General features: G+C 38.9%; 19 protein-coding genes. 7 read left to right on the top strand and 12 right to left on the bottom strand.

Features of this window, described 5'->3' with window-relative positions:
• Positions 1 to 55: 55 nt before the first annotated feature.
• Positions 56 to 1363 carry a tetratricopeptide repeat protein gene (locus V6R21_RS28365; protein WP_334246874.1) on the bottom strand — a complete coding sequence of 436 codons (1308 nt, stop codon included), beginning with the start codon at positions 1361 to 1363 and terminating at the stop codon, positions 56 to 58.
• Between the two features lie 272 nt (positions 1364 to 1635).
• Here V6R21_RS28365 and V6R21_RS28360 point away from each other — a divergent pair, with 272 nt between their 5' ends.
• Positions 1636 to 3126: a TIGR00341 family protein gene (locus V6R21_RS28360; RefSeq protein ID WP_334246873.1), complete on the top strand. Its 1491-nt coding sequence runs from the start codon at positions 1636 to 1638 to the stop codon at positions 3124 to 3126.
• A gap of 47 nt (positions 3127 to 3173) precedes the next feature.
• On the opposite strand, the gene cydB is transcribed toward V6R21_RS28360, so the two are convergent.
• The 6 genes from cydB to V6R21_RS28335 all read right to left on the bottom strand — a co-directional run bounded on the left by cydB (position 3174) and on the right by V6R21_RS28335 (position 8239).
• Positions 3174 to 4250 (bottom strand): cytochrome d ubiquinol oxidase subunit II, encoded by a 1077-nt coding sequence (cydB, locus tag V6R21_RS28355; RefSeq protein WP_334246872.1) that lies wholly within the window; start codon positions 4248 to 4250, stop codon positions 3174 to 3176.
• A gap of 45 nt (positions 4251 to 4295) precedes the next feature.
• Entirely contained in the window at positions 4296 to 5708 is a 1413-nt protein-coding gene (locus tag V6R21_RS28350; RefSeq protein WP_334246871.1) for a cytochrome ubiquinol oxidase subunit I, read from the bottom strand.
• A 92-nt stretch (positions 5709 to 5800) separates the two neighbouring features.
• On the bottom strand, positions 5801 to 5893 hold the full coding sequence (locus V6R21_RS32440; RefSeq protein WP_408613146.1) for a DUF2180 family protein: 93 nt from the start codon (positions 5891 to 5893) through the stop codon (positions 5801 to 5803).
• Positions 5894 to 6188: 295 nt separating this feature from the next.
• A complete protein-coding gene (locus V6R21_RS28345; RefSeq protein ID WP_334246870.1) occupies positions 6189 to 7028 on the bottom strand; it encodes a phosphatidate cytidylyltransferase in 840 nt (279 codons plus the stop codon).
• The gene (locus V6R21_RS28340) at positions 7012 to 7218 is read right to left on the bottom strand and encodes a putative signal transducing protein (protein WP_334246869.1); all 207 of its coding nucleotides are present in this window, start codon (positions 7216 to 7218) and stop codon (positions 7012 to 7014) included. The genes V6R21_RS28345 and V6R21_RS28340 overlap by 17 nt, the downstream gene beginning before the upstream one ends.
• Before the next feature lie 73 nt (positions 7219 to 7291).
• A complete protein-coding gene (locus tag V6R21_RS28335; protein WP_334246868.1) occupies positions 7292 to 8239 on the bottom strand; it encodes a CPBP family intramembrane glutamic endopeptidase in 948 nt (315 codons plus the stop codon).
• A gap of 201 nt (positions 8240 to 8440) precedes the next feature.
• On the opposite strand from V6R21_RS28335, the gene dusB reads away from it, so the two are divergent.
• Positions 8441 to 9436 (top strand): tRNA dihydrouridine synthase DusB, encoded by a 996-nt coding sequence (gene dusB, locus V6R21_RS28330; RefSeq protein ID WP_334246867.1) that lies wholly within the window; start codon positions 8441 to 8443, stop codon positions 9434 to 9436.
• A gap of 78 nt (positions 9437 to 9514) precedes the next feature.
• On the opposite strand, the gene V6R21_RS28325 is transcribed toward dusB, so the two are convergent.
• A complete protein-coding gene (locus V6R21_RS28325; protein ID WP_334246866.1) occupies positions 9515 to 9754 on the bottom strand; it encodes a hypothetical protein in 240 nt (79 codons plus the stop codon).
• A gap of 426 nt (positions 9755 to 10180) precedes the next feature.
• Positions 10181 to 11083: a tRNA (adenosine(37)-N6)-dimethylallyltransferase MiaA gene (gene miaA, locus V6R21_RS28320; RefSeq protein WP_334246865.1), complete on the bottom strand. Its 903-nt coding sequence runs from the start codon at positions 11081 to 11083 to the stop codon at positions 10181 to 10183.
• Positions 11084 to 11280: 197 nt separating this feature from the next.
• Here miaA and V6R21_RS28315 point away from each other — a divergent pair, with 197 nt between their 5' ends.
• The 3 genes from V6R21_RS28315 (at position 11281) to V6R21_RS28305 (ending at position 16472) form a co-directional block, all read left to right on the top strand.
• On the top strand, positions 11281 to 11880 hold the full coding sequence (locus V6R21_RS28315) for a thymidine kinase (RefSeq protein WP_334246864.1): 600 nt from the start codon (positions 11281 to 11283) through the stop codon (positions 11878 to 11880).
• Between the two features lie 354 nt (positions 11881 to 12234).
• Positions 12235 to 16008, top strand: coding sequence for a PAS domain S-box protein (locus V6R21_RS28310; protein ID WP_334246863.1), 3774 nt, complete (start codon positions 12235 to 12237; stop codon positions 16006 to 16008).
• Between the two features lie 23 nt (positions 16009 to 16031).
• Positions 16032 to 16472: a peptidylprolyl isomerase gene (locus V6R21_RS28305; protein ID WP_334246862.1), complete on the top strand. Its 441-nt coding sequence runs from the start codon at positions 16032 to 16034 to the stop codon at positions 16470 to 16472.
• A gap of 81 nt (positions 16473 to 16553) precedes the next feature.
• On the opposite strand, the gene tatC is transcribed toward V6R21_RS28305, so the two are convergent.
• Positions 16554 to 17384, bottom strand: a complete 831-nt coding sequence (tatC, locus tag V6R21_RS28300) for a twin-arginine translocase subunit TatC (RefSeq protein WP_334246861.1) — start codon at positions 17382 to 17384, stop codon at positions 16554 to 16556.
• Positions 17385 to 17757: 373 nt separating this feature from the next.
• Between tatC and V6R21_RS28295 the strand changes: the two genes are divergently transcribed.
• Positions 17758 to 18963: an N-acetylmuramoyl-L-alanine amidase family protein gene (locus V6R21_RS28295; RefSeq protein WP_334246860.1), complete on the top strand. Its 1206-nt coding sequence runs from the start codon at positions 17758 to 17760 to the stop codon at positions 18961 to 18963.
• A gap of 216 nt (positions 18964 to 19179) precedes the next feature.
• Here V6R21_RS28295 and V6R21_RS28290 read toward each other — a convergent pair whose 3' ends face one another.
• Both V6R21_RS28290 and V6R21_RS28285 read right to left on the bottom strand, forming a co-directional pair.
• Entirely contained in the window at positions 19180 to 19662 is a 483-nt protein-coding gene (locus V6R21_RS28290) for a nitrous oxide reductase accessory protein NosL (RefSeq protein ID WP_334246859.1), read from the bottom strand.
• Positions 19663 to 19689: 27 nt separating this feature from the next.
• Complete coding sequence (locus V6R21_RS28285; RefSeq protein WP_334246858.1) at positions 19690 to 20205, bottom strand: TlpA family protein disulfide reductase; 516 nt, start codon at positions 20203 to 20205, stop codon at positions 19690 to 19692.
• Positions 20206 to 20444: 239 nt separating this feature from the next.
• Here V6R21_RS28285 and V6R21_RS28280 point away from each other — a divergent pair, with 239 nt between their 5' ends.
• Positions 20445 to 21821, top strand: a complete 1377-nt coding sequence (locus tag V6R21_RS28280) for a neutral/alkaline non-lysosomal ceramidase N-terminal domain-containing protein (protein WP_334246857.1) — start codon at positions 20445 to 20447, stop codon at positions 21819 to 21821.
• The last annotated feature ends 300 nt before the right edge of the window (positions 21822 to 22121 follow it).

The raw sequence follows: 22121 nt of genomic DNA, 5'->3' as shown, positions 1-22121 counted from the left end.
AAAAAAAGGGATGTTTGCTCAGACAAACATCCCTTTTTTTAGAAGTATTGCTATACTATTGCTGATCTTGTATCATACTTTCCATCATGTCAATAGCAGCAAACCTGTAGTTGTTATCCAGTTTGGCGCTCGTGAAAGCTCTCTTGGCTGTTACTTGATCTCCCATCCCCATACTGATCATTCCTAATGTAAAGTTATACTTTGCTTTAGAAGATATGTCAAGACCATTAAATTTCAATAGTTTAATCAATTCATCCATCGCTTCCTGTTCCATCCCTTTCTTATGAAGTGCTATAGCCTTGATGTATTGTACTACATAATCTCCCTTATTGATTTCCAAACACTCTGATGCAGCTTGAATACTTGCATCAAAGTTTTGTTGGGAAAGGTACAGTTGTGCAATTTCATTAAGTGCTCTACCTCTTCTGATAGGATCAGTTTCTGTCTCAAGAAGCCCCTTTGAGTGTGCGATTAAGGTTGATTTATCTGCTGTTGCTTCTGCAATCTTTACCTGAAGGTCAAAAACCTTTGTATTGGTGTTGTCTTGCAGGATTGCTTCATTGAGTAAGTCACGGGCTTTCTGAAATTCATAGATCTCATAATAGCACTTTGCAATGGTATACTTATAATCAGAAGTAAGTTTGACTACTTCCTTTTTATAAGGGCCATGGTTTGCCTTCGGCAATACATTGTTCAGTGTATCGTATTCCTGCAAATGGTAATAAGCATAGCACAGCTCATAGTAGTAAGGAGCTGTGGTAGGAATCGACTCACTTTTGATAATATCTAATGCCTTTGTGATATACTCTTTAGATTTCTGGTATTGTCCATGACTGTTGTAGTACTTGCCTGCATAGTATAGTGCAACAATATCATGCGGCTTGATACTTAAAGCATCTTGAATGTGCTTTTCTGCTTGATCAAACTTACCAGTTTTATATAGGATTTTGATGATCGTGATTTTACTCATGACACGGTCATCAGTGTTATCGGAGTGTTGATAGAATTGATCAAAATGATAGATGGCTTTTTCAAACTGCTCTTTGCGTTGATAAAGCCAAGCCATTCGTTTATGAGTTTCTATATTTCCTTTTTCAAGCCTGAGAACTTCAGTAAAAGCTCTAAGTGCGTGCTCTTCCTGCTTGATCATAAGGTGGCACATGGCTTTTTGGAAATGAAACTTAAAATTGTTAGGATCAAGCTTTATCGCTTCGTTGTATTCATCAATAGCTTCCAAAATCCTCTTGGATTCTCGGAGTTTTTCTGCACTCACATAATGCACTAAAGCATCCTGAGCTACGGCAGGAGAAGCCATTTTGCAGAGTAAAGCCATGAAGCAAACAGAAACAATAAGAAACCGCATATTTAGTCTTTAGATAAATTGATCGTAATACTACTTCTTAAAATAACGCACTAACACTTGATAAATTTCTTCTATTGGGTTAGGCTTATAGCTGGAAAGCAAAAAAAAATCTCATATGAGATATAAAAATAGTTCAAAAATTAAAAATTATAATACATTAACGATGGTTTTGAAAGGTATTGCCGACTATTTTGGTTTTAGTAATGTTTTTTCGGTTCAAAATACCACAAAAACCTTTTTCATTTATACTTATTAGTACGCTCATTAATTAGATGAACAACACTGAAAAAGAAACAAAGGATAAAGATTTCCTTGAGATGGAAGGACGTAAAATTCAAGTCTTTCTTCGCAGGTTTGTTTTCCGTATAACTCATTTGGCTTCAGACACAGATGTAGAAGGAACTATACAAGGGATACAGAGTGGAGTAGTGTTAAGTGGCTCTCACCTTTGGATGCTAATATGTTCCGTTTTTATAGCCTGTATAGGTTTGGATACAGATTCTCCAGCGGTAATTATTGGTGCCATGTTGGTGTCTCCCCTAATGTCTCCAATTTTGGGAATTGGACTTTCAGTAGGTATCAATGACCGTGAAATGTTGGGGAAATCACTCCGGAATTTTATGGCAGCAACCTTTTTGAGCCTTTTTGTGAGTTACGTCTATTTTCAACTGTCTCCTTTGGGTGAATATACAGACGAAATGAAAGCACGAGTGAGTCCAACTATTTTGGATGCATTTGTGGCATTTTTTGGTGGTTTGGCAGGGATCATTGCAGGTTCTCGTACAGAGAAAACGAATGCTGTTCCAGGTGTAGCAATTGCAACTGCTTTGATGCCTCCGCTTTGTACAGCAGGTTTCGGTTTGGCTACAGGACAGGCAGAAGTATTTGCTGGTGCTTTTTATCTGTTTTTTATCAATGCAGTATTGATCAGTGTATCCACTTACCTGATTGTTACGTTACTGAAGTTCCCAAAGGTAGGTGAAACTGATCCTGCAAAAGCTCAAAGAACAAAGACACTGGTATATGCATTCTTGCTGCTTTTGCTTATTCCTAGTATTATTTTCCTGTTGGAGAGTCTTCGTAATATCACAAGGCACAATACGGTAAGGGATTTTATCTCAAAAAATATACATGAAGATGTTGATAAGGGAGCGCAATGGAACTATACAGCAAATGATTCAATTGCAACCTTGAGGGTGTATTATTTTGGTCAGTCTATTGGAGATGATTCTGTCAAGGTATTGGAAGGGAAGATCAAGGAAGCATTTAAGAGTCAAATTCTTTTAGGGTGGTATGATATGCCTGACTCGATGGCATTGAGCCTGACTTCTACAGAGGCTCCACCTGACAAGGAAAAAGAAATGATCAAGAATAATATAACTGCGTTACATGCCAAATTGGGTGAGCTGACGAAGTTACAAGAAGAGGAGCGATCAGAGCTGATGCAAGTAATTAAAAGTGATGGGGCTCAGATTGACAGTCTCAAAAGCGAGTTACTTACAATTGTCAATGATTCTATTCCTTTTGGTGCTGTAGAAAAAGAACTAAAGGCTTTTTATCCTGAACTGAAAGAGCTTTCAGTGGCAAAGGCTCACCATACCAGTTTTGGAGATGAAGGGGCAAGAATGAAGTATATGGCAGTGATCAGATGGGATAGCAAGAAGTTGGGACGCTATTCAGATAAGAAGAAGATGGAGAAACGATTGGCTGACTACTTGAGTGTTAAGCTAGGTGGGGCTGATGTACAGGTGGTAGGTTATTAGAAATTAAAAAGGCTGCTTTGAATCTAGATTTAAAGCAGCCTTTTTACTTAATAGCTATGTTCGTCTATTTTGGTTTTTCCTCTGAATACCCAATAAATGGATATGGTATAAGACAGTACAAAAGGCACTCCTACAATAGCTAAGTAAAACATGATTCGAAGCGTTTTTTGAGAAGAGGCGGCATTATAGATATCAAGACTGTAATTAGGGTCAAGGTTTGATACCATCATGTTAGGGAAAATGCCCATCGCAAAAAGGGCGATAAATGCCCCAATGGACAAAGAAGAAGAGATAAAGGCCCATCCGTAGTTGTTCTTGGACAATGACCGGTGAATGTTAAGCACCGCCAAAAAGTTAAGGATGGCAATGCCCCATGTAAATACAGAAAGGATGTATTCATGTTCAGAAATAAGCGGATGTTTTACCCCAACAGCTTGTACATTTCCGAATGAGAAATTGGCAACCATTTCCGGTTTTGCTAATAGTGTAAAAGCAGTTACCACAACATACAATACAACAAACACCCAAAATGCATTGAAAGCCCATTTACGAACCTGTCTTTGTAAAGCTCCTTCTGTTTTGATCAGTAAATAATTGGCACCATGCATGGTGAACATACTTAAGGCAAAAATACCTGTCATTATAGCATAAAGGTTGAGTTGGTCCAACAATGTTCCTTTGTACTCCATATCTGAACCTATTTTCATTCCCAGTATAATATTACCAATCGCCACTCCAAAAAGAATAGAGGCTAAAATAGATCCTATTGAAAATACCTTGTCCCAAGTAGACCGCCAGACGGTACTTTTTTCCTTGGATCGAAACTCCATTGCTACAGCTCTAAAAATCAAAGCCATCAACAAGAGGAAAAATGGTAGGTAAAACCCAGAGAAGGCAGTAGCATAAACATGTGGAAATGCAGCAAAAAGAGCCCCTCCCGCTGTAATTAGCCAAACCTCGTTACCATCCCAAACGGGACCGATTGAATTCATAAGGATACGCCTGTCATGATCACCTTTCGAAAATAAGTGCAAAGCACCTACTCCTAGATCAAAACCATCAAGTATTGCATAACCGATCAGTAGTACCCCTACTAGAAAATACCATATTACATTGTAATCCATAATTGCATAAGGTTCATCATTTCTAATCAATAGAAAGTGCTACTATTACTCACCTTTACCTTTGATAGCTTTACCAATGTTTTGAGCTTTTTCAGCCCGATGCAGATAACCGCTTTCAAAGTGTTCAGGGTCATGATCATCAGGACCATGTTTGATTTCTTTATCAAGAATGTAAAGCCAAGTAAAGAATAGTAGCACATAAAGTATGAAGAAAAGAATTATAGAGGTGAGCACTTCCTCTCCTGTAACAGATTTGGAAATAGCTTCATTGGTACGCAGCATACCATATACTATCCAGGGTTGCCTACCGACTTCAGCGGAGACCCATCCTGCCTGATTGGCAAGCACTGGTAAAAAAACAGCCCAAGAAAATATCCTAAGGACGAGCGTGTTCTCAAATAGCTTACGTTGCCTGTTGAGTAGTACACCGATAGCCGTCATAAGGATGAAAAGTGTTCCTAGGCCGACCATCAAGTGATATGACTGAAAGACCAATCCGATACTGCCAGGCCAGTCTTCTTTAGGAAATTCCTTCAGACCTTTGACACTATGTTCGGTGCTGCCGGAGATTAGGAAACTCAACATTCCAGGAATGGCGATACCATATGTTTTTTCATCTTCAGGATCTGTAAAGCCGAGTATATAAAGTGGAGCACTTTCAGTGGTTTCATATAGCCCTTCAAATGCTGCAAGTTTTGTTGGTTGGTATTCAGCGACCACCTTAGCGTGTTCGTGTCCAAGAATGGGCTGAATAAGAGATGCAAAGAAAGCGACATACAAACCAATTTTGAAAGACCGTTTGGCAACTGACTTATGGCGCTTCTTGATCAGGTAATAAGCAGAAACACTCATAACCAGAAAGCCAGATTGTATAAAGGCTCCAATAATGGTATGAGTATATCGGATCATCATAGAAGGGTTAAAAACCATTGCCCAGAAATCTGTGATAACAGCTCTTGCTTGTATGCCCTCTCCCACGATTTCGTAAGCAGTTGGTGTTTGCATCCATGAGTTGGCTACAACTATCCAGAACCCAGACATAAGAGATCCTAATGAGACCATACAAGTAGCGAGGAAGTGAACACGTGGAGTGACCCTGTTCCAACCAAACAACAGTAATGCTAAAAAGCCAGACTCCAAGAAAAAGGCGAAAATACCTTCAGCAGCAAGAGGAGAGCCAAAAATATCTCCAACATAACGGGAGTAAGTCGCCCAGTTGGTTCCAAACTCAAACTCCATCACAATACCGGTAGCAACTCCGATGGAGAAGTTGGCTGCAAATATCTTTGTCCAAAATTTAGCAGCTACTTCAAATGCCTTGTTACCGGTTTTGAGGTATAAGCCTTCCATGATTACAAGGATAAACCCTGTCCCCATCGTAAAAGGTGGGAAGATGTAATGGAACATTATTGTGAAGGCAAATTGGATCCTCGCCAGGATTTCGACATCCAAATTCATAGTTAGTTCGGGTTAGTAGAAAATAATTCAGATTGAAACTGATTGCCATCTGAATAATCTGTAATTCTGGATTGCCTTATATTTATGTACGGTTACTTTTCTTTAGGTAAAGCAAAACCGCAAACAGGACAAACAGACACCCAGTCCCTATTTTTACCCATTTTTTTACAATGTCTGTAGGGTATGTATCAATTAGAAAGGGTAGTGTCCGTGAGAGGATCACATATAAGGACATCGCAAATATAGAAAGCAGGAATAGCTTTTGTGTCTGACTGAAATTTTGTCTATTCATTATAATAGAATGAGAGGAAGTTAAGCCATTGCCTCTTATACAAATATAAAGCATAACCACTTCAGTTTTAGGGTCTTTTTAGGCTATATGACATAAATCATCATAGTGGTAGTACATTGTAAAAGACAAAAAAATACCCGAGACCATTTACTGATCTCGGGTATTATATATTGGGGATTTGTTAGGTGTTACCTAGTTAGCGGAAACAGGTGCAGGAAGGCAGCGATAAAAGGAGCTGCAAGTAGTAACCCATCAAATCGGTCAAGGAAACCACCGTGACCAGGAATACTTCTGCCTGAATCCTTGATATGGATACTACGTTTGAAAAGAGACTCAACAAGGTCACCATAAGTACCCATAATAACGATAATTAATGCAAAGATTACCCACATCCAAGTAGCCAGCGTATCAAAGAATTGGGCAAACACAAGGCTGACAATTACAGCCAGAATAGTTCCTCCGATACTTCCTTCCCATGTTTTCTTAGGAGAAACACGTTCAAAAAGCTTTCGTTTACCAAATGTTTTTCCTGAGAAGTATGCCCCTGTATCACTGGCCCAAAGAATACAGATTAGACCGAGAGGTATCTCAAAATGGTATTCATTCTCAAAAAAGCTGGCAGCGTTTATCAATGAGATTGGGAGTGCAACGTAGGCTATTCCTAAAAATGTAAGCGCAATATTGATAAATGGTTTCTTATCGTCTTTTTTGTAAAGCTTGACAAGGTAAACAGTAGAGAACCCTACAAAAGTCAAGTACATGTAATAGAAGTCAAATATTCCCTTTTCAACAAGAAATGTTACCACAAAGAGCATGGTTCCTAGTAGTGTGCCATAGGTTTTTAATGGCAGGTTTCCATCGAGTCCGAGTAGTCTGTAAAACTCCTGCATCGTGAAAATGCAGATTGCCAAAAAAACAAAAAAGTAAGTCCAAACACTGTAACTGATCCCTGCTACGATAACCAGTCCTCCAATGAGTCCGGCAACGACTCTTTGCGTCAGCTCGGAATATTTATTTAAATTCAACATCCTGTTTGATAATTAGTATTGCCCTATCCAAGTACTTCTCTTCCACATACACTTCGCGTTGGCCAAAATCATTATAGGCAGAGTCCACTTTATCAACAATTACAGCATTGACGCCTCTCTCTTCTAAAGTAGCTTTGACGATCTCAGCTTGATAGATTTCTTTGGTGCTATAGACCTTTGCCCATTTCATGAACTGTGTGTGTTGTATTGGTTATAATGCGTTTATAAATTATTAAAAATCTTTCTTCGTGTGCTTTTCTCTATCACTGCTGATGGATCTGTTCTTCACTGCGGACAGTGCTTTTGTAAAAGGTAAATAGCAATGCTACTAAAACCATTACAGAGATCAGCAATACATATACAGGCGGGGTACTAACCTGTTCGAAGTCCACTTGGTCTGTGAACAAATCTTTTTTCAAGTAGAACGCGGTTACTGTATAGGCATTATTTAGGAAATGCGCAAAAATTGGAACTATTAATTTTCCTGACCAAAAATATAAATATCCGAATAATGCACCAAGTACCATTCTCGGAAGAAATCCATAAAACTGAAAATGGATAGCAGCAAAAACAAATGCTGATATCCATATTGCCCAATGAATATTGCGTGTATAACGATGTAAAATGTTTTGCAGAATGCCCCTGAAGAGTAGTTCTTCCAATAATCCGGGTAACACTGCAATGACGATTAGCCCAACAAGAAATTGCCCTGTAGATTCAAAATCAAGTAGAAACTTGGTCAACTCCCCTAGTCTGTCCTCCGTCTCACGCATGTATTCCTCTACCAAGGATAGTGATTCAGGTAAGTGCATAGATTGGTTCCATGCTCCCAAATAAGTACCGAGTGGCATAGCTGCAATAGCAATAGCACCTCCAAGCAAACATAATATTGGCCAGTTGCTTTCTTTGAATGTCCAGATGTCGACTAGTGACTTTTCTTCAGAAAAATGCCAGAATGCCATTGGAGCTAGCCCAAACATGGATATACTCATACAGGCTTGCAGCATCAAGTAAGGGATTCTGACGTCGGGGGAACTCATAGGCGCTGTAATCATGTTATTTACAGCGTTGAAGTCGAATTGATAAATAGGCAGTAACATTCCATAAGCGAGAAACTGTCCTACAAACAGACCCCCAATTATGTAAATCACAAGCTTAACAAGTTGTAAAAATGGGTTTTGTGTCTGCTGATCAATATGTTTGTATTCCATTTGTTGTAATTTTGTGCCGACGTTAGATCATTACCGATTGTTACAGCCTTATTGGCGGCTGCAAAAATACAGTTAAGGAAAAATAATGATCGTTGTTGTGAAATTTTAACACTGATGCTGAAGCTTAATTTGAAGTGTTACACCTTCAAACCCACTAGAATGGCTGTTTAGGCTATCAGCATCCAAATATACTTTTATCCAGTGGTAAAGATAGGAAATTTAGAAATAGGTGAGTTCCCCCTGCTGTTGGCTCCGATGGAAGATGTGAGTGATCCTCCATTTAGAGCGGTTTGTAAAGAAAACGGCGCAGACATGATGTACACGGAGTTTATTTCTGCCGAAGGGCTAATCCGTGATGCAGCTAAAAGTGTGCAGAAGCTTGATATATACGACTATGAGCGCCCAATAGGCATTCAGATCTTTGGAGACAAGATCGAATCAATGAGAGAAGCAGCAGCAATTGCAGAACAGGCACAGCCAGAGTTGATTGATATCAATTACGGTTGCCCTGTAAAAAAAGTAGCTTGTAAAGGAGCAGGAGCTGGTATTTTGAAAGATCTGCCGAAGATGCAGAAGATGACAGAAGAAATTGTCAAGCAAGTCAATTTGCCAGTAACTGTAAAAACCCGTTTGGGTTGGGACCATGATAGCATTCAAATCCTTGAAGTAGCCAAAAGGCTTCAGGACGTGGGAATACAAGCGCTTACGATTCATGGTCGTACAAGGCAGCAAATGTATAAAGGTGAGGCTGATTGGTCACATATCGCTGAAGTGAAAAACCATCCAGATATTCATATTCCTATTTTCGGAAATGGGGACATCGATTCGCCTCAGAAGGCATTGGAATATAAAAATAAGTATGGAATTGATGGTATCATGATTGGTAGGGCTGCCATTGGTTACCCTTGGATATTCAGAGAGATCAAACATTTTATGGAAACAGGTGAAATCATGGCTGCACCAACATTGGAGGAGCGTATTGATACTTGTCTTCGACATGTGAAGTTCTCTGTAGAATGGAAAGGTGACCGTCAAGGTATCTTTGAGATGCGCCGTCATTATACACAATACTTCAAGGGAATGATCAACTTCAAGCCTTTCAGAACAAGGCTGGTAGAAGCGATGACACTAGAAGATATCATTCAAATCCTTGATGAGGTAAGTGAATACTATGCACTAAACGAGAATGTATTGTAGTAATACATTGAAAAGCATAAAACGGAGCATTAACTGAAGTGTTAATGCTCCGTTTTTGTGTTTATAGCATTTACCGAATTATCTGAGAGAAGGAATTAACCCAAAGGCTTTTCCCCAAAGGTGTAGACTTCCAAATTTATGTTCTGTACTTTCTTCAGCTCCACTGCCAGCTTGTTTCTCTTCAATATCTACACCATGATCAAGGTGGAAGTGATGAGAGAACTTTTGAAGCAGCATTGGATTCTTTACCATGAATATTGATGACACTAGTATGGCAGTTAGTAGTACGATTGCCAAAACTTCCTTTTTGAACAGCATAAGGTAATTATTTGCAATGAAGTTTTCGTAATTGAAAGGTAAGTTATATGGAGGTAATGACCCTTAAATCAAAACTTTATGTTGAAATTGTTCAATTCTAAGCAATATTAATGATTTCAGCAAATTAACTTGTTAATAAACAGGGGAACAAATGTTTTGTTCATTTTATTTGATTGGGCATATCTCAAAAAAATCAGTTTTGAAAACAGAATAAGTGAGTCAATGAACTGTTGAGGAAGAGGAAAGGACAAATTGTGTTATCTGTGTATTTCAGATAATAAGGCTAAATTGCATTAATTGACATGTGAAAGGAAGCTTTTATTCTTAATGTTTGTTCTCAATATGAATTTTAGCTTAAATGTCAGAGTTATCCATAATACCCCTCCTTGTAATATTTTCATATTCATCAGGAGGGGTATTTTTTGGTTATATGGTAGCTTCGATGAGCTCTATAATTTGAGGTAACTCGTCAGGATGAAACCAATGAGTGTTCGTGTCTTTCCTGAACCAAGTTAATTGTCTCTTGGCATATCTACGGCTATTTCTTTTTAGCAGTCTGACCATCTCCTCCTCATCATATAGCCCATCCATAAAGTCGAAAACTTCTTTGTATCCTACGGTTTGTAAGGCATTTTTATCTCTGAATTGCATTACACTGTTGACCTCATTCATCAAGCCTTGTTGTAGCATCAAGTCCATTCTTAGGTTGATTCTATCATACAATTCTTCCCTATCCCTGTCTAGCCCTATTTTAAGGATACGGAATGGTCTTTCTGCTTTTTCCAAGTCTCTAAATGAGGAAAAAGGTTTTCCGGTTTGACGGACTACTTCCACAGCCCGCATAATGCGTTGTGTATTTGATCTGTCAACCCTATCGTAGTGTGCAGGATCTTTTTCCTTGAGTTCTTCTAGCAGACCTGATAAGCCTTCTTCCTGATATTGGTTGATAACAGCATCCCTGATCGAAAAATCAACTGGAGGTAAGTCATTCATTCCTTCACATACCGCTTGTACATATAGCCCCGAACCTCCAGACAGGATAGCGATGTCTTTTTCTTGAAAAAGGGAATCTAATTTTTGTAGGACATCTCGCTCAAATTGCCCTGCGCTATATTCATCAGCTACAGACATGCAGTCAACAAAATGGTGTGGAACTCCCTGCATTTCTTCTGGAGTAGGTTTGGCAGTACCAATGGCTAGTTCTTTAAAAAACTGTCTTGAGTCTGCGTATAGAATTTCCGTCTCAAAGTGCTTGGCAACATCAACACAGAGAGTGGTTTTTCCTACAGCAGTAGGACCAACGATAACGACTAGTAACTTTTCTTTCATGGTGGCGCTGAATTTAAAATCAGGCAAAGTTAGGCAAAATGTGCAAATCAGCGATTTCTGAAAGAAACAGGATGAAAGGTTTAAAAAATCCTAACCTGTCCCCAAATTTTGTAGTTAATCCATTACTTTTGCACCTCTTCGAAAGTCACCAAGGCTTTCAAGAGTTGTGCTTTTCCATTTTTAAATACCTAATAGTCATGTTTGTAGAACCGAGGTTTAATAATCCATCCACCACTCATACAGGATGGATAGAGGTAGTCTGTGGCTCCATGTTTTCTGGTAAAACAGAAGAGTTGATCAGGAGAGTAACAAGAGCCTTGATAGCTAAACAACGGGTCCTGATTTTTAAGCCATCTATTGATGTACGATACGATGATAAAGATGTGGTTTCCCATAATAAAAATGCAGTCACTTCGGTTCCTGTCAACAATGCCAAGGAGATTTATGACCACGTTTCAGAGTGTGATGTAGTGGCAATTGATGAAGCACAATTCTTTGACAACGATTTGGTAGAAGTCTGTACAGAGCTGGCAAATAATGGACTTAGGGTGATTGTCTGTGGCTTGGATATGGATTTTATGGGACAACCTTTTGAGCCAATGCCACAGCTGATGAGTGTTGCTGAGTTTGTAACCAAGTTACATGCGGTTTGTATGAAATGCGGAGAGCCTGCACAGTTTTCCTATCGTTTTGATGCTTCAGGTGAGCAGGTGGTGTTAGGTGAATCAGATGTATATGAAGCAAGGTGCAGGAAGTGTTATTGTGAAGGCATGAAAACACAGAAAGAAGTAAAATAAAAAGGATAACACCAGAGACGGTGATATATAAAGAGTTTATTGGCTGGAGTTGATCAGTCAGTAAACTCTTTTTTTGTACTTAATTTTTCTAGCATTATGTCTTGTTGAGGGTTAGTAGAGTTCAGACTTATTTCTTAATTTATATTTACAAAGGCTTTATTTGTGAATACCTTTTCCTTTGGATTTTGCGAATAAAGCAGCTGAAATAACCAATTAGTAACCCTGATACTGATAACCAATGGAATCAATGAGTATGAACTGATACTATTCCCCTACTGATTCCCCTACCTATCTGAAAAGTACCATTTTGGTTACACATTTCTCTATCCAGACATTAAACTGACATTGTTAACAATGCTGAGAAAGGATAACACCTCCAATTTGCTCAAAAAGCTAGGAAAATATGTAAGTCTCGAGACCATTATGGGGCGTACAGTCCTGCTTACTTTGTTCTTCTTGATTATTCTCGGATCCTTTACGGGGTTGGTTCTAATCCAAAACAGTGAAGTGAAAAAAATAGGTGAACGGGTCGTAAATATCAGTAACCCGATAACCTATGAGATTTCACGGATATCTGCTGGAATAGAGCAGTCGTCTTCTGTCATGCGAGGATATTTTTTGACCCATTCAGGAGAGTTGAAAGATGAACGGAACGCACTTTGGGATTTGACGGTGTTTACAAGTCTAAAAAAATTGGAGCAGTTAGCGGTAATGCTAACACCGGAAGAACGGAGAAGCATTGATGCTTTGGGAGTGCTTTTGAAAGAGTATAAGCATGCACAAGATGACTTGGAGCTTTATTTTGAACAGAGATATAATCAAGCAGAGTCAGGAGACATTACGGCAACTGCCCAAAATGGATTTCTGACTGAATCAATGCGTGGGCAGGAAGAGACAAGAAAATATATTGAGGAGTCGATTGTCAATACATTACGACCTCTGAAGATAGAGATTCAAGAACTGCTTCAGCCTCTAAGTAAGACACAGTCCAATGCATTGGAAGAAGATATCTCTCATATTCATGTTGATATTGCAAAAGCCAACTCAACTATTGGACTTATAACCATTCTGTTTGCCATAATGGCGATTGCTTCCACTCTAGTAGTTATCCGTATTCTTGGGCTTTCTATCCGAAAACCAGTGGAGCTGTTGCAGGTATTGGCAACAGGTAACATCTCTGAAGTAGATATTTCATATACTAAGGATGAGTTGAATGATGTAATTGTGGCAGGTAATCAGGTGAAAGAAAACCTGAAGAGTGCCAGTGAGTTTGCTGCCCGTATCGGAAATGGAGAGTTTGTGATGGACTTTCATCCAGCAAGTGAGACGGATGTGTTGGGGAATGCACTTATTCAGATGAGGGATAAGTTACAGGCAATAGCAAAAGAGGATGAGAAAAGGAATTGGTCAACCAAAGGAGTAGCCCATTTTGGTGAGATTTTACGTGACTATAATACAGGAACGAAGTCACTTAGTGAACATCTTATTTCTGAATTGGTAGAGTTTGTTGAGGCAAACCAAGGAGCCATTTACATCCTGAATGAAACAAAAGAAGAGAGCCAGTACCTAGAGTTGATGGCAGCATACGCTTACAACAAAAGAAGGGTGTTGAACAAACAGGTGTTTTTGGAAAGTGGCTATGGTGAAGGACTCATTGGGCAAGTCTTTATTACAGGAGAAACTATTTATATGAACAATGTCCCTGATGGCTATACGGAGATTACATCGGGACTTGGAGAGGCAACACCCAAAAGTATTCTGATTGTTCCACTAAGGATGAATGAGTCTTCGGAGGGAGTAATAGAACTGGCTTCATTCAAGGATTTTGAAGAGCATGAAATAGCGTTTGTCGAAAGGCTTAGTGAAAGTATCACCTCAACGCTCAGAGCCGTTCGGACAGCTGAAAGAACCAAGTTATTGTTGGAGGAAAGTCAGCTTCAAAGTGAAAGAATGAGGGCACAGGAAGAAGAAATGCGCCAAAATATGGAAGAGTTGGCGGCTACACAGGAGGAGATGGATCGGAAACAACAAGAGTTGCAGGTACTCAAATCTGACTTGGAAATAGAAGTACAAAATAGAACGGAAGAACTGAATAATGCATTGGAGCGATTTAACCTAGCATTAGAGGGAACAACAGAAGGCCTGTGGGATACAGTACTTCCGCAGGATGGTGTGATAACGGATGACACAAAGTTTTGGTGGTCTCCAAAGTTCAAGACGCTATTAGGTTATAATGATAATGAGTTTGCCCACGAGTTCAGAAGCTTAAAGGAGAATATACACCCAGACGACAGAGAGCAGATAGTTGAGATGATGATGAAGCACCTTGGAGATACAGCAGGTAAGGTGATGCTCGATATGGAAGTGAGGTTAAGGATGAAAAATGGTTCGTACAATTGGTTTAGGGCGGTAGGAACAACTCAAAGAAATGAATATGGCTTGCCTGTCCGTTTTGCAGGAGCTATAAGTGATATTTCTGCTAAAAAGTTATTGGAGAAAAACCAGCAGGTCTTAAGGGGGCGGGAAGCTCAATTTAATGCCTTGATGGACAATACTGCAGATATGATTTTAGGAGTCAACAAGGATTTCAAAATCATTATGGCAAATGCTCCACAGAAAAAGCATTATAAAACATTGGGTGTACAGATCAAGGAGGGAATTTCTACATTATGGCAATTGTTGCCTGAAACAGATCATGAACACTTTAGGAAAATATTGAATCGGGTACTTGCAGGAGGCAGACATACAGAAACAATCAGTAATAAGGATCATCGAGGTAACTTCAAGCACTATGAATATAATTTTACTCCAATTATCACTGAAGAGCATGAAACCTTAGGGATTGCCATTGTCACCAAAGATATCACAGAGATAAAGCAGAAACAGCTAGATGCGGAACAGTCACAGAAACAGTTACAATCCATCCTTGATAATTATAAGGCAGAGGTCTACCTCAAAGACACACACGGAAAATATATTATGGCAGATTATACGTTCTGTCAGGCAGTAGGAAAGGAAAACTATGAAATAATAGGGAAGATAGATTCAGAGTTATTTCCTGAGCAAATGGCACAGGATATTTGGGCTTCAGATAAACAGGTGTTAGAATCTAGGCAAGCTTCACATTTTGAATATCGAGGGCGTTCAGGTAAAATTTATTCCTTTACAAAATTTCCGCTGTTCAATAGAAAAGGAAAGGTCTACAGTATCTGTTCCATTGGTATGGACGTGACAGAATATAAACAAATTGAGGTTTCTTTCAGAAATAAGGAAATCATATTTGAACGTATGTTGGCCAATGTGCCAGGGGTGATCAGTGAGTTCCATTACAAACGTTTGCAGAATGAATATGGCTTTAGTTACCTGTCTGGATATGTAGCCAATTTACTGGGCGAAACACCTCAAAAACTGACAGGAATATTTAGGCAAGAAGACTCCCCTATCCAGTTTGAGTCACAAGAGGACTTTTCAAAACTGATTAGTGAGCTAGAAAAAGGAGAAAGTGTTGTATGGAGTGGACTGATGAAGGCTGCTGTAGGGGGGGGATTTATAATGGTAACATGGAATGGTCGGGTGACGGAGAAAGATGATGAGCAAATTACATGGAACGGGTTGTTGACAGCCGCCACTACATATAGTGATGAAAGTGTTATCTTGCAGCTCCAAAAATCTTTAAACAAAAAAGAGGAGCAGTTAGCGAGTTTGGCTAGTCAACCTTATGATATAAAACAATCAGAGGAATTGCCCATTTGGTTGTCACATTTGCCAGGTGTTGTTTGTTTGAGAAGCACAACGGATGTACAGGTACAAACCATTATAGCTGGAAATATTGAGGAATTGACGGGGTATAATGTAGCTGACTTTAACCATGCAGAACTGAAGTTGAAGGACCTTATTCCTGCTACAGGACAAAGCAGTTATGCAATGGCGCTAAAAGAGATTGAAAAGGCGTTAGAACATAGAACAAATTATACTGTAAAGTATCCAATTACGGATAAGAATGGTCAAACCAGACTTATTCTGGAAAAAGGGAAAGTGATTACGGGGTTGGATGGAAAGCAGGAGATAGAAGGATACTTAACTGATATCACCAACTTGCGTCCACAGCGTAAGCGCAATTTGAATTAAGAAACAATTAACTGTAACACACGATGAAAAAAGCGAAGATCCATACAGACAAAGGGGTCATGACAGTAGAGTTTTACGAAAATGATGCACCTAAAACAGTTGAGAATTTCGTGAAACTATCAGAGTCTGGGTTTTATGATGGACTGACATTCCACAGAGTAATTCCTGATTTCGTTATTCAGGGTGGATGTCCAAATGGTGATGGTAGAGGTGGACCAGGTTATACAATTGACTGTGAACTGAATGGTGAAAACCAGTACCATGATCGTGGAGTATTATCTATGGCTCATACAGGTTCTCCAAACACAGGAGGTTCTCAGTTTTTCATCTGCCATAACCGCAAAAACACACAACATCTTGACAGACGTCACACTTGTTTCGGAAAGGTAGTGGAGAATGTAGACCTTGTGGATGATATCAGAGCGGGTGACAAAATCATCAAAGTAGAGATTATTGAAGAGTAGTCAATCACCTCTACTTATTCAAGAAAAAAGGCTGACAGTTAATATTACCGTCAGCCTTTTGTATATAAATGATATTATGTTTTAATCGAATGATTTGCCCAAGATCATCTCCGCTTCCTTAGCAAGTTTCTTCTGTACTCTACCTGCAATCAAGATACTCATTTCATAAAGCATAATGATAGGGAAACTGATCAGTAACTGAGTCATTGGGTCTGGAGGTGTGATAATCGCTGAAATGATTAGGATAACCACAATCGCATGCTTACGATATTCACGCATGTTTTGCGGGGTCACCAAACCAGCTCTGGCAAAGAAATATACTACGATAGGAAGCTGGAACATCACACCACCTGATAGCACAATCATTGCGATGGTTGAGATATATGAAGACAGGTCAATTTCATTCAGGATACTAGGGTCAATTTGGTAGTTGGCTAAAAAATTAACCGCCAAAGGTGAGACAATATAGTAACTGAATAATACGCCAGCCATAAACAGCAAAGTTACAAAGAAGGTTGCACCAGTTGTGGCACTTTGTTCATGCTTGTAGAGTCCAGGCTTTACAAAGCGCCAGATTTCCCAAAACATATAAGGAAATGCGAAAACCAACCCAATGACGACTGATGACATAATGTGCATCGCAAACTGTCCTGTCATGGTACGGTTCTGTATCGTAAAAGGAAGTTGCTGAATGCAGAGAGCATCCGAATGTAGCCATGCAGACAGGCGGCAAAGCAATTTGTAGGTAATGAAATCAGTTTTGGAAGGCCCCAAAATGATTATATTAAACACGAACGATTTTGATACAAAGGCAGCGATTGAAAACACAAGTACTGACGCTACTCCTCTTAATATATGCCATCTCAGTTCTTCAAGATGGTTTAGGAATGACATATCCTTCTTTTCTGACATAGATCTAAAAAGTTTCTGCTGTTATTTTTAAGAAGCCAACCCTCTTGCTTCCACCAAAGAAAGGCATGAATAAGCTATAACTACCTCTCTAATAATTCATGAACTGATTTTCAGTTGATTGAGCCAATTGGGCACGCCAAATTTCGTGAATTTTTTCATAATTATTTCTTAAAATTATTTTATTCAAAAAAGTTATCATCCTATTCAGTGATTGAAGTGGATAAAACCCGCCATGAAGTCACATTCTTTGAAGGCCTATCAAAATTTTTATTTTTGTGCAATGACCAATGAGAATCTGACTTGTTTTTACTGCTTCTAGCAGCTTTTTTGTATAGTAAAGCCTATACCAATTAACAAAATGTGTGTTGAGGATATGCTAAGACCAATTATAGTAGTTTTTTTATGCTTAATACTAAGCCTAGGATATGGACAGTCCGGCAAGGAAAAAAAGCCTAAAATATTCAAGGCTCCCGTTCCTGTAACGGTTGTGATAGATCCAGGACATGGAGGAAAAGATGTGGGTAAAGAAAAGGGCTCATCTGACAGGAAGCATGAAAAAAACCTTAACCTTGAGATAGCATTAAAGCTTGGAGGCTATCTTGAGACTCTAATGAAAAATGTCAAAGTCGTTTATACCCGTAAAGATGATAGCACATTGTCATTGGACGAACGTGTTGATATTGCCAATAGCAGTAATGGAGATTACTTTATAAGTATTCATTGTAATTCTTTGCCCGTAAAGAGTTATCACGGTACCCAATCTCATATTCAAAGCAGGCAGTTTAAAACTTCTTATAAGCTAGCTCAGCAAATTGAAAGTGAATTTCAGAATAGGGCGAGACGTACCAGCCGAGGTGTGAAGGATCATAATGACAGAGGACATAATTTACAGGTTTTACAATATACTGATATGCCTGGTGTCTTGGTGGAATGCGGATTTATGAGTAATCCTTCTGAAGAAAAATTCCTGAATTCTGATAATGGGCAAGCATTGGTAGCTTCAGCTATTTTTAGGGCATTGCGAGGAGTTATTATGAAACACCCATCGTTGGAACCAGAGCCAAGACGACCTTACTATAAGGTACAAGTTCTAGCATCTGACAAAGAGGTAGATACGGCAAGCACAACGCTCGAAAAGCTAGATATGCGTATAGACTTGATGAAAGATATCGTGGAGACAGCCCCAAACCGATTCAGGTACATGGTTGGCAGGGAATATGAAATGCGTTATGCTAAGGAGCTGCTTAAGGAAGTGAAACATAAGGGGGTTAAGGATGCATTTATTGTCCCAATTTATCAGGATGAGGGAGGTAATGACTATCCAGAGCCTGATTATTCTTACCCTCATTATTGTGTGCAGATCATGTCAGCGACCAAAAAGATTAGCACTAAAAAAAGAGAGTTTGTTAAGTTAGGAACGCCTGTAAGAGTGGTTGAAAACCCGTCATCAAAGACGTCTTATAAGTATCAGTATTTGGTTGGGAAAACCTTTGATAAACAAGAAGCGAGTGCCTTGATGCAAAAAGTGAGGAAGATGGGATTTCCTGATGCGTTTATAATTAAGGTAAGTGCTCGTTAATGTTTTTACGAGTTGGATCAACTTTCATTGATGATTACAATCAATAAATTTTAAAGTACAAAAAACTTTTACTTTTAAGTGTTTTGATTACATTTGTATTGTAAATGAAGATTAATCTTAAGTAGAACATAGCTAAGCATTATGTTTCTGCCGTAAATATGAAAATGAACTACAAAAAAGCGGAGCCTTTAGGCTCCGCTTTTGTTTTATGTATTATTAGTCTTCAATAGAAGCTTTTACAGCTTCTAGATCAATCTCTTCAAATGTCAGAACTTGTTTTCCGTTATGGTCTTTGGAAAACTCATCAGCAGCTTCTTTGGATGAGAAAGCAACAAAACCTTTCCCCATAGGACCTGTAATATCACTTCCTGAAACATAGTAGGCACTTTTACCATCCGTTTTCTTAAGTGTATAGTAGTCCGTAACATTGACAGTTTTCAGACTTTCAGCCATTTCTTTGGTCTCTGTAATTGCTACAAACAGGCATCTGCTACTGCAATAGTGTTTCTCAGTACCATCCTGTGAGGTTGTGTTGGCATTCCATTTTGGGTACTCTTGAGAAGGCATCCCACAAAAAGCACAGTCATAGTTCACCTGTGAGGTAGTTTCGGTTTCTGTGTTGCCTTGGTCGGATGTTTTGGTATTACATCCTGTGATGCATAACATAAGTACTGTTAATGCCCCTAATAAATATCTCATTGAATTTGAATTTAGACTGTGAAGATGTTAACCATCGTGTCTTTTAAGACTTTTCAGAAGGTTCTCAATTTGTTGCTTATCGACAAAGCCTACAATCTTGCGAATTACCTTTCCTTCAGGGTTGATCAGGAAATTGGTAGGCGTTGCCCTTACATTGTATTGCCCGAAAGCAACCTCTTGCCCACCGGTCAGGATTGGAAATGAAATTCCGAAATTTTGCTTGAACTCTTCAGGAGCTGTTTTGGATTCGCCAATATATACAGCGAGTATTTCCAAATCTTCGCCAGCCAGCTCTTTGTAGTACTTTTCAATCATTGGAAATTCTTTCTTACAGATATCACAGTTATCAGTCCAAAAATTAACCATTGTTAGTTTGCCTTTTTGCCCTGACAAGGAGTAGGTTTGCCCGTCTACACTGCTGAGTGAAAAATCTGGCGCAGTTTCACCTGGCTTTGGTGTTTTGGCACCACCACATGATAACAAGGTAGTTATAACTGAGATATATAAAGAGGTGACGATAAGTTTCTTTAAAGACATATTCATTCCCGTAAGTTTAGCTGTCATTCAATTCGTTATGGCACAAATTTAAAATATGGTATTGTCACATAAAATGAAAAAACTATAAATACTCAAGAGAGAGCGTTAACGAATCTTTATTAACACTCATTTGAATTTTTAGTAGATTATTTGTGATTCAAAAATAAAAAAATAGAACTTTGTCAAAGAGAAATAAACCTCTTTTACCACTACCAAAACTAAATAAGCAACGAACGTACGCTCGAATGAAAAATTTTTTGATCAGGTTCCTCAAATGGATATCGGTTTTTCTACTGTTTCTATTGGTGATTGCAGTAGCTGTAATCGGTAAAATCGACCGTGAACCTTTTAAGGGGTCAGAGGCATATCAAGCAACTTTTCAAGCAATCAATGAGACAGACTTTCCTAACAAGATTAGCGAAGCTCCTCTGCAGGCAGGGTGGGCAAAGGCGAATATTGTTCCCTCTGAACCACATGTTATGGCAGGCTATGGGATTAGAGGTGAGTTTGAATCAGTGCACGACTCACTTTATACACGAGTTTTTGTACTGGAACAAGGGACTTCAAAAGCTGTATTAGTCACATTGGACTTGATGATATTTCCGCCTGCGGTGGTTGAACGATTGAATGAAAAACTATCTGAGATTGGTATTGATAAGGACCAAGTGTACTGTTCGGCTACACATACGCATAATGGTTATGGAGGGTGGGACCCTTCTGCGGTTGGGCAGGCTATGACAGGTATATTTAGTGAGGAAGTTGTAGAGTTTATCGCCAGCCAAATTTTTGAAGCAGTTACAGAGGCTAATAGCCAAAAGGACGTTGCTGCTATCTCTTTTGGTAAAGAAGCTGCTCCTGATTATGTAGCAAACAGGTTGGTTGGAGAAGATGGTGACAGGGATGTGTGGTTGCGATATATCAAAATTCAGCAAGAAGGAGGTAAAACAGCTATATTGTCTTCATATTCCGCTCATGCTACTTGTATCAGTAAAAAGAAGCTTACACTAAGTTGTGATTATCCTGGTGACTTGATCGCAGAATTGGAACAAGATGATCGAGTAGATTTTGCAGCATTTTGTGCAGGTATGGTGGCTAGCCATTCTCCTAATTACAAACAAGGTGAAAACTTTGACTTAACGGAGAAAATGGGAAAAGGCTTATCTGCCATCATATTGTCTAGTATCGATAGTGTTAAGGTTATAGCAGATGCACCTTTGTATGCTTGTCATATCCCTATAAATCTGGGTGAAGCACAGTTTAGGTTAAGCCAAGACCTGAGATTAAGAGATTGGGTATTTGGCGGAATAGCAGGAGATTTAAATGCCGATATCAGTGTCCTTAGAATAGGTGATATACTGTTGTTGGGAATGCCGTGTGATTTCTCAGGAGAAATATCAGTTAATCATCATTTTGACCAAAAAGCTGAAGAACATGGACTTAACCTGATGGTTACGAGTTTTAATGGCTACTATGTGGGCTATATCACAGCAGACAAATATTATGACAAAGTAAAGAGAGCTGAAGTCAGAGAAATGAATTGGGTGGGGCCTTATAAGGGCGCTTTTTTTGCTGAAATTGTTGAGCAAATTCTATCTAAATTCCCAAACAAGCCGCAAGCTTGAGCGGGGTAACCAAATATCGAGGCAAGGAATTAGGATAAGTCCTTAGATTAGGGCATATTATGAGATAATATTAAGTGGATATTTTGTATTTTTTAGGGTATTCATGTAATATTGCATCGTACAAATAACTTCAAGTAGTTATTTAGATTTTTGAAAGTGATACGAAAGTGTTTTTTTACGCTAGCAAATTGATTGGTCTCCACCGGTCAAGAATCATTTTCATCCTAAACTTTTTCCACCTCTCTACACAAGAGTTTAATTACTAGTTTTATCACCTTATTAGACATTTCACAACAATTT

The sequence above is a fragment of the Limibacter armeniacum genome (assembly GCF_036880985.1).
In the GTDB taxonomy this organism is placed as follows: Bacteria; Bacteroidota; Bacteroidia; order Cytophagales; family Flammeovirgaceae; genus Limibacter; species Limibacter armeniacum.
The sequence above is the reverse complement of the archived record's forward strand: the minus strand, read 5'-3'. Positions and strand labels throughout refer to the sequence as shown.